The 5,412-nt window shown below is 60.6% G+C and carries 9 protein-coding genes; 7 read left to right on the top strand and 2 right to left on the bottom strand.

The window, feature by feature from the left end:
- Positions 1-313 precede the first annotated feature (313 nt).
- Positions 314-817, top strand: a complete 504-nt coding sequence (locus QZ079_RS07940) for a CarD family transcriptional regulator (protein WP_291288475.1) — start codon at positions 314-316, stop codon at positions 815-817.
- Positions 818-985: 168 nt separating this feature from the next.
- On the opposite strand, the gene QZ079_RS07935 is transcribed toward QZ079_RS07940, so the two are convergent.
- On the bottom strand, positions 986-1,534 hold the full coding sequence (locus QZ079_RS07935; protein WP_297037301.1) for a flavin reductase family protein: 549 nt from the start codon (positions 1,532-1,534) through the stop codon (positions 986-988).
- 137 nt (positions 1,535-1,671) lie between these two features.
- Here QZ079_RS07935 and QZ079_RS07930 point away from each other — a divergent pair, with 137 nt between their 5' ends.
- The 4 genes from QZ079_RS07930 to QZ079_RS07915 all read left to right on the top strand — a co-directional run bounded on the left by QZ079_RS07930 (position 1,672) and on the right by QZ079_RS07915 (position 3,738).
- Positions 1,672-1,983, top strand: coding sequence for a PadR family transcriptional regulator (locus tag QZ079_RS07930; protein ID WP_291288473.1), 312 nt, complete (start codon positions 1,672-1,674; stop codon positions 1,981-1,983).
- Complete coding sequence (locus QZ079_RS07925; RefSeq protein WP_291288472.1) at positions 1,980-2,645, top strand: DUF1700 domain-containing protein; 666 nt, start codon at positions 1,980-1,982, stop codon at positions 2,643-2,645. Before QZ079_RS07930 ends, QZ079_RS07925 begins: the two co-directional genes overlap by 4 nt.
- Positions 2,646-2,701: 56 nt before the next feature.
- Entirely contained in the window at positions 2,702-3,055 is a 354-nt protein-coding gene (locus QZ079_RS07920) for a hypothetical protein (protein ID WP_291288471.1), read from the top strand.
- Positions 3,056-3,132: 77 nt separating this feature from the next.
- Complete coding sequence (locus tag QZ079_RS07915) at positions 3,133-3,738, top strand: tRNA (cytidine(34)-2'-O)-methyltransferase (protein ID WP_291288470.1); 606 nt, start codon at positions 3,133-3,135, stop codon at positions 3,736-3,738.
- A 1-nt stretch (position 3,739) separates the two neighbouring features.
- On the opposite strand, the gene QZ079_RS07910 is transcribed toward QZ079_RS07915, so the two are convergent.
- Positions 3,740-4,189, bottom strand: coding sequence for a GNAT family N-acetyltransferase (locus tag QZ079_RS07910; protein ID WP_297037299.1), 450 nt, complete (start codon positions 4,187-4,189; stop codon positions 3,740-3,742).
- Between the two features lie 274 nt (positions 4,190-4,463).
- On the opposite strand from QZ079_RS07910, the gene QZ079_RS07905 reads away from it, so the two are divergent.
- A complete protein-coding gene (locus tag QZ079_RS07905; protein ID WP_297037297.1) occupies positions 4,464-4,697 on the top strand; it encodes a heavy-metal-associated domain-containing protein in 234 nt (77 codons plus the stop codon).
- A gap of 89 nt (positions 4,698-4,786) precedes the next feature.
- Entirely contained in the window at positions 4,787-5,401 is a 615-nt protein-coding gene (locus QZ079_RS07900; RefSeq protein WP_297037296.1) for an HD domain-containing protein, read from the top strand.
- Positions 5,402-5,412: the final 11 nt, after the last annotated feature.

Below are 5,412 nucleotides of genomic sequence, written 5' to 3'. Positions count from 1 at the left end.
CGCGAACCAGCTCTTCGATCTTCTCGGGCATGAATGTTCCTCCTTGCTACAGCGACAGCCGGTGACGGGTAGGGCACCGGCGCATACATGGGGTTTACTTTAGCACATAACAGCGCGCCATGGGCGAAATAGCACCAGCGCATGCAAGGCATGACGAGAAAAACCGGCCAGGTTGATTTCCATCATGCTTGCCCGAATGCCCAAAAACGTCTTATGACATTCCAAAATGTGGCCATTACATGGTCTTTTTCCATATATCCGCACGTAAACGTGGTATCGTGGATATGTTGACAGCTTATGAGTTGGAGGAAGCATGTTTCGTATCGGAGAGCACGTTATTCACCCCGGGCAGGGCGTCTGCACCGTCACCGGCATCGAAGAGGACGCGACGCCGCCCATGATCATTCTCGAATGCAAGCAAGGCCACGCCAAAACGCGCATGCAGTATCCGCTCGCGCAGTCCGATCGTCTGCATGCGACCATCTCCCGCGAGGTGGCCGAGGATCTTATCGAGAACTACGCGGATATCGAATGCGACACGTTCACCGAGCGCAACAGCTCGCTTGAAGAGTCGTACTTCAAGAAGCTCATCAAAGAGGGGGCGCCCGCCACGGTGCGCGTCGCGAAGACCATGCGCTACCGTATCCGCGACGCCGAACGCCGCGCCAAAAAGCCGAGCACCTACTACGCACGTGTGTTGAAGGAGGCGCACCGTCGGTCCGTCGAGGAGCTCGCCGTGGCGATCGGCGTGAGCGAAGAGGACATCGAGGAGCGGCTCGCTGTCGTGCAGTCCGCGTTCGAAGCGAGTGTGAACTAGCGAGGCTTCACGAAAACGGTGCTGCGGACGCACGCCTCATCATCCGCTTCACGAGCGCCCAAGCAACAGGCAGGTTCAATCCGCCGTCATTGGCCGGCCGTGGGTTGCCCGCACACTTGAACGCATCGATCGGCGCGAGATGATCTGTTGTTTGCAAGAAAATCGAGGTTATCCCGCGATATACGCCGCGACGATCTTGCCGTAGTACTCGGTATGGTAGATGTCCACGCCTTCCGCGCTGGCGGGGTAACACCGAAGGCGCAGGTCATCGGGCATGAGGCTGATATCCTGGTCGCGGCGGTAGATGATGCGGCACTCGAGCGTGAGCGGCAGCTCCCTGATCGCGGGTGCGGACACCTCCTCACCCGGGACGAGCGAGAGCCCGAGCTCATCGGTCTTGTTTACATCGCGTCCACTCTTGCTGCCACAGAACGCGAGAATCTTGTTCGCGCGTGCACGCGCTGCCTCATCCGCATCGGGAAGCGGAACGTTCACCGTGAACTCATTCGCCTGCTCCAGCAGCTCATGCGTATATCGCGTCTTGTTCACATAGGCGATGAACTGGGGCGTCGACCACTCGATGCCGAGCATGCCCCATCCAATCGTCATGGGGTTGGCCACGCCGTCCGCGCCCGTCACCGTAATGAGCGCGCCATGGCCGCGAAGCTCCTTCATGATGTGGGGAGCGTACTCGAATGCATCGATCTTCTGGGACATGATGGCCTCCTGGTAGCTGTGCGACCTTTCGTTTCCGCTCGCTAGCGTTATTTTCCGCCAAAAGCTTCTTGCACACAATAAGCCTTGCTTTGTCGTATACTATGTGTTATATAGTATACGACGAAAGGAGGTATTGGATGGAAGCACAGCTCAAGCGAGGGTTCATCGAAGCGTGCGTGCTCGCCACGGTTGCCGGACGCGAGTCGTATGGCTATCAGATCGTGAAGGATGCGCCCGCAGCACTCGAACTCACCGAATCGACGCTCTATCCCGTGCTCAAGCGCCTGGAACAGGCCGGATGCATCACGGCGCGCTCGGCCGAGCACAACGGCCGCCTGCGCAAGTACTACCGCATCACCGACGCGGGGCGGGCGCGCATTGAGGAGTTCCTGGCAGCCTGGCCTGCCGTGCAAGACATCTACCGCTACGTTGAAGGAGCGCAGTCATGACGAAACAGGAGTTTTTGAAGCGACTCGGCGATCTGCTCGCCTGCCTGTCCGCCGACCAGGTGCGCGAGGCGCAGGCGTTCTACGCCGAGGCGATCGACGACCGCATGGAGGACGGCGTGTCGGAAGAAGACGCCGTCGCTTCGATGGGAACGCCCGGCGAGGTGGCCGAGGCGATTCTCGATGACCTCCCACCGGTGCCGCGCGCGGTGGCAAAGACGCGTCGCAAGAGCACAGTGCTGCTTTGGGTGCTTGTGATCTTGGGCTCGCCCATATGGCTCTCGCTGGGCGCGGCGTTCGTCATCACGGTGGCCGCCATCTACGCCGCCATCTGGATTCTCGCCGCGAGCGTCTGGATCGTCGCGCTCGCCTTCGCGGCGACGGGACCGGTCTTCTGGGTGCTTGCCATCGACGGCGTGCTCATCGGACATATGGCCTTCGCGATCGCGTTTCTCGGCATCGGCCTTTGCACGCTTGGCGTAGGGCTGCTCTTGGGAGCTGCGGCGTTCGCGGCGACGAAAAGCCTCGCCCGCGTTTCCGTCATGTGGCTGCGCAAGGCATTCTCTCCGTTTACCAAGGGACGCACGGGAGAGGACTCCGGCGGGTCGACGCGCGGCGGAAGTAGGCCGGGCGGAAGCCACTTGTTGGTGGAGATCCATCCATAGGCACAGTGCCGCGTCGTTTGTTTCTCCCCGTTCACCCTCATACTCAGGAGGTTCTTATGTCGAATGCAAAGAAAGCGTTCCTTGCCGTGAGCAGCGGAATGCTCGCTCTGGGACTCATACTCATGGCCTGTGGGTTCGCGCTCTCGGGTTTTTCGCTTGACGTATTCACCGCGACCGTCGACCCAACACGCGACCGCGTCGTGCTCGGCGGCGTCGAGGTGGATGACTATGACGAGCTTCCGCTGCTTAAGCAGATTGCTGAAATCGGCCAGATTGGCATCGGGCCGGAGGACGACTTCGACGAGTACGACGTGGAGGGCGATGCCGACCCCACGCCGCCGCCTGCGCCCGAGGCGCCAGCTGCTCCTGAAGAGCCTGAAGCCCCGGCCGCGCCCGAAGTGGGACAATGACACCAGGTCTCAAAGTCCCACGGCAGGTGGGACAATAGCACCAGGTCTCAAAGTCTCACGTACGTAAGGAGCCGCGTGTGTTCAACCTCGTCTTACTAGAGCCCGAAATCCCCGCGAACACGGGAAACATCGGACGCACGTGCGTCGTCACCGGCACGCGGCTGCACCTCATCCGCCCCTTGGGTTTCTCGCTCGACGACCGCTCGCTCCATCGCGCGGGGCTCGGATACTGGCCGAACCTCGACGTAACCGTGTACGAGAGCTGGGACGAGTTCCTTGCAGCGAACGACCTCACCGCGGCAGCGGCCGAACCACGCCTGCACCTACTAACCAAGAAGGCGCGGCGCGCGTATACCGAATCCGCGTACCACGACGGCGACTTCCTCGTATTGGGCAAGGAGAGCGCTGGCTTGCCGGAAGAGTTGCTCGCCCGCTATGCCACATGTTGCGAGCGCATTCCCATGCTCGAGGACTGCACATCGCTCGCAAACCGCGACGCCTGGAAGCAGCCCGCCGATGAGGACACCGAGCACGCAGCGCTTCGCACGCAAGACATCTGCGGGAACTTCATCGACCCAAACGACTACCGCATCAGCGCGCTCAACCTCTCAAACGCAGCCGCTGTGGTGCTCTACGAGGCGCTTCGGCAAACCGGGTTCACCGGGTTCCCGTGCGGCGAGTGATTTATAAGTTTCGCCGCAGGTAAACCATATCTTTAAGCAGAACGCCCGCCTCCACGATAGGGTGGTCGTAGTTGTCGATGAAGAAGTTCTCGATGCGGTGGTGGCGCACGAAACCACATGCCTCGTAAAAGGGCACCGTGAGCGGGCTGTCCCCCGTACCCACCTGCAGCGTGTCATAGGTACCCTTGGCGTTTCGCGCGATGGACTCGATGAGCGCGCGACCAAGACCACGGCGTTGGTAGGCCGGATCGACGGCGAGGTTCTTGATCTCGAGCATGCGGTCCCCTTCATCGGTTACCACGCAGACCCCAACCGTCTTTCCGGCTATATCGAGGGCAAACATGGTGCCGCGCCCCAGATAGCGGACGATCATATCCTCCTGCTCGTCGGCAAGCAGGAGCAACTGAAGGTAGTCGCGCTTGGAGCGCTCGGAAACGCGTCGAATGTTCATGGCACCATTGTACCAACGCGTCTTGAACACCGCCCGGCTTTCTTGATCGCAACGCATCGCCGAAAGAATGTTAGACTAGTATTACTTTTTATCGGAAAGTTTCGCGTCACCCAGAAAAGTCATGGAGGCAAGCATGGTCGACTACCTTATCGTTGGAGCCGCTTTAGCGCTCGCGGTTTTTATTCTCGTCCGGCAAGCGATGCGCATTGGGCGCGGCGGAGGCTGTGGTTGCGAGGGCGGAGGAGCCCGGTCCGTCCGGCAAAGGCGACGCCGCGTGCGCCATATCGATGCCAAACGCTACCCATATGCACTAGAGCTGCAGGTAAGCGGCATGCACTGCGAGAACTGCGCACGCCGTATCGAGGATGCCCTTCAATCGCTCGACGTCATCGCAGAGGCAAAGCTACCTGGTACGGTCATCGTGCGAAGCAAGCATCCGCTCAACAAGGAGGCATGCTCGAAGGCGGTGCGCGAGGCAGGATACGAAGTGATTGAAACGCAGTTATAGGCATGACCGGCCGCATGCGCCAACAGGCATCTCCCCCTCCATACGTTGTCCTATAATGAGCACACTCGACACACGACGAAGGGGGATTCATGGCAGAGAAGCTTTCCGCCGGTATGACGCGCGACGAGGCATTCGCGCTTCTGACCGAGCACAACAAGGATGCCTTCCATATCGAGCACGGTGAGACCGTCGAGCAGACCATGCGCTACTTCGCGCGCGAGTTCGATCCCGAGAACGAGGAGTTCTGGGGCGTCGTGGGGCTGCTCCACGACCTCGACTGGGAAGAGCACGCGGACGACCCGGATAACCACACCATCTATGCCGCAAAGGACATCGAGGCGGCTGGCGGCACGCCGGAACTCATCCGTGCCATCCAGAGCCACACGAGCGACTGGAACACCTCGCTACCGGCGCCCGAGCACCAGATGGAGAAGATCCTCTTCGCCACGGAAGAGCTCACCGGCCTCATCGGCGCTGCCGTGGTCATGCGCCCCAGCAAGAGCGTCATGGATTTCAATGTGAAGTCGCTCAAGAAGAAGTTCAAGGACAAGCGCTTCGCCGCCGGCGTTTCGCGCGACGTAATCCGTTCGGGTGCCGAAAAACTCGGCTGGGAGCTTGATGAGCTCTTCGCCCGCACGATCGAGGCCATGCAGAGCTTCGCCCCCGACCGCGATACGTTCGGCAAGGACGAGGCGGCGGAGTAGCCCACTTGGAG

Source organism: uncultured Enorma sp., assembly GCA_905210055.1.
Lineage (GTDB): Bacteria > Actinomycetota > Coriobacteriia > Coriobacteriales > Coriobacteriaceae > Enorma.
This window is presented reverse-complemented; position numbering and strand designations above follow the sequence as displayed.

Coding starts and splice junctions, on each gene's coding strand:
- QZ079_RS07935 (WP_297037301.1), bottom strand. CDS start 1,534: ATGTCCCAGAAGATCGATGCATTCGAGTACGCTCCCCACATCATGAAG.
- QZ079_RS07930 (WP_291288473.1), top strand. CDS start 1,672: ATGGAAGCACAGCTCAAGCGAGGGTTCATCGAAGCGTGCGTGCTCGCC.
- QZ079_RS07940 (WP_291288475.1), top strand. CDS start 314: ATGTTTCGTATCGGAGAGCACGTTATTCACCCCGGGCAGGGCGTCTGC.
- QZ079_RS07900 (WP_297037296.1), top strand. CDS start 4,787: ATGGCAGAGAAGCTTTCCGCCGGTATGACGCGCGACGAGGCATTCGCG.
- QZ079_RS07920 (WP_291288471.1), top strand. CDS start 2,702: ATGTCGAATGCAAAGAAAGCGTTCCTTGCCGTGAGCAGCGGAATGCTC.
- QZ079_RS07910 (WP_297037299.1), bottom strand. CDS start 4,189: ATGAACATTCGACGCGTTTCCGAGCGCTCCAAGCGCGACTACCTTCAG.
- QZ079_RS07925 (WP_291288472.1), top strand. CDS start 1,980: ATGACGAAACAGGAGTTTTTGAAGCGACTCGGCGATCTGCTCGCCTGC.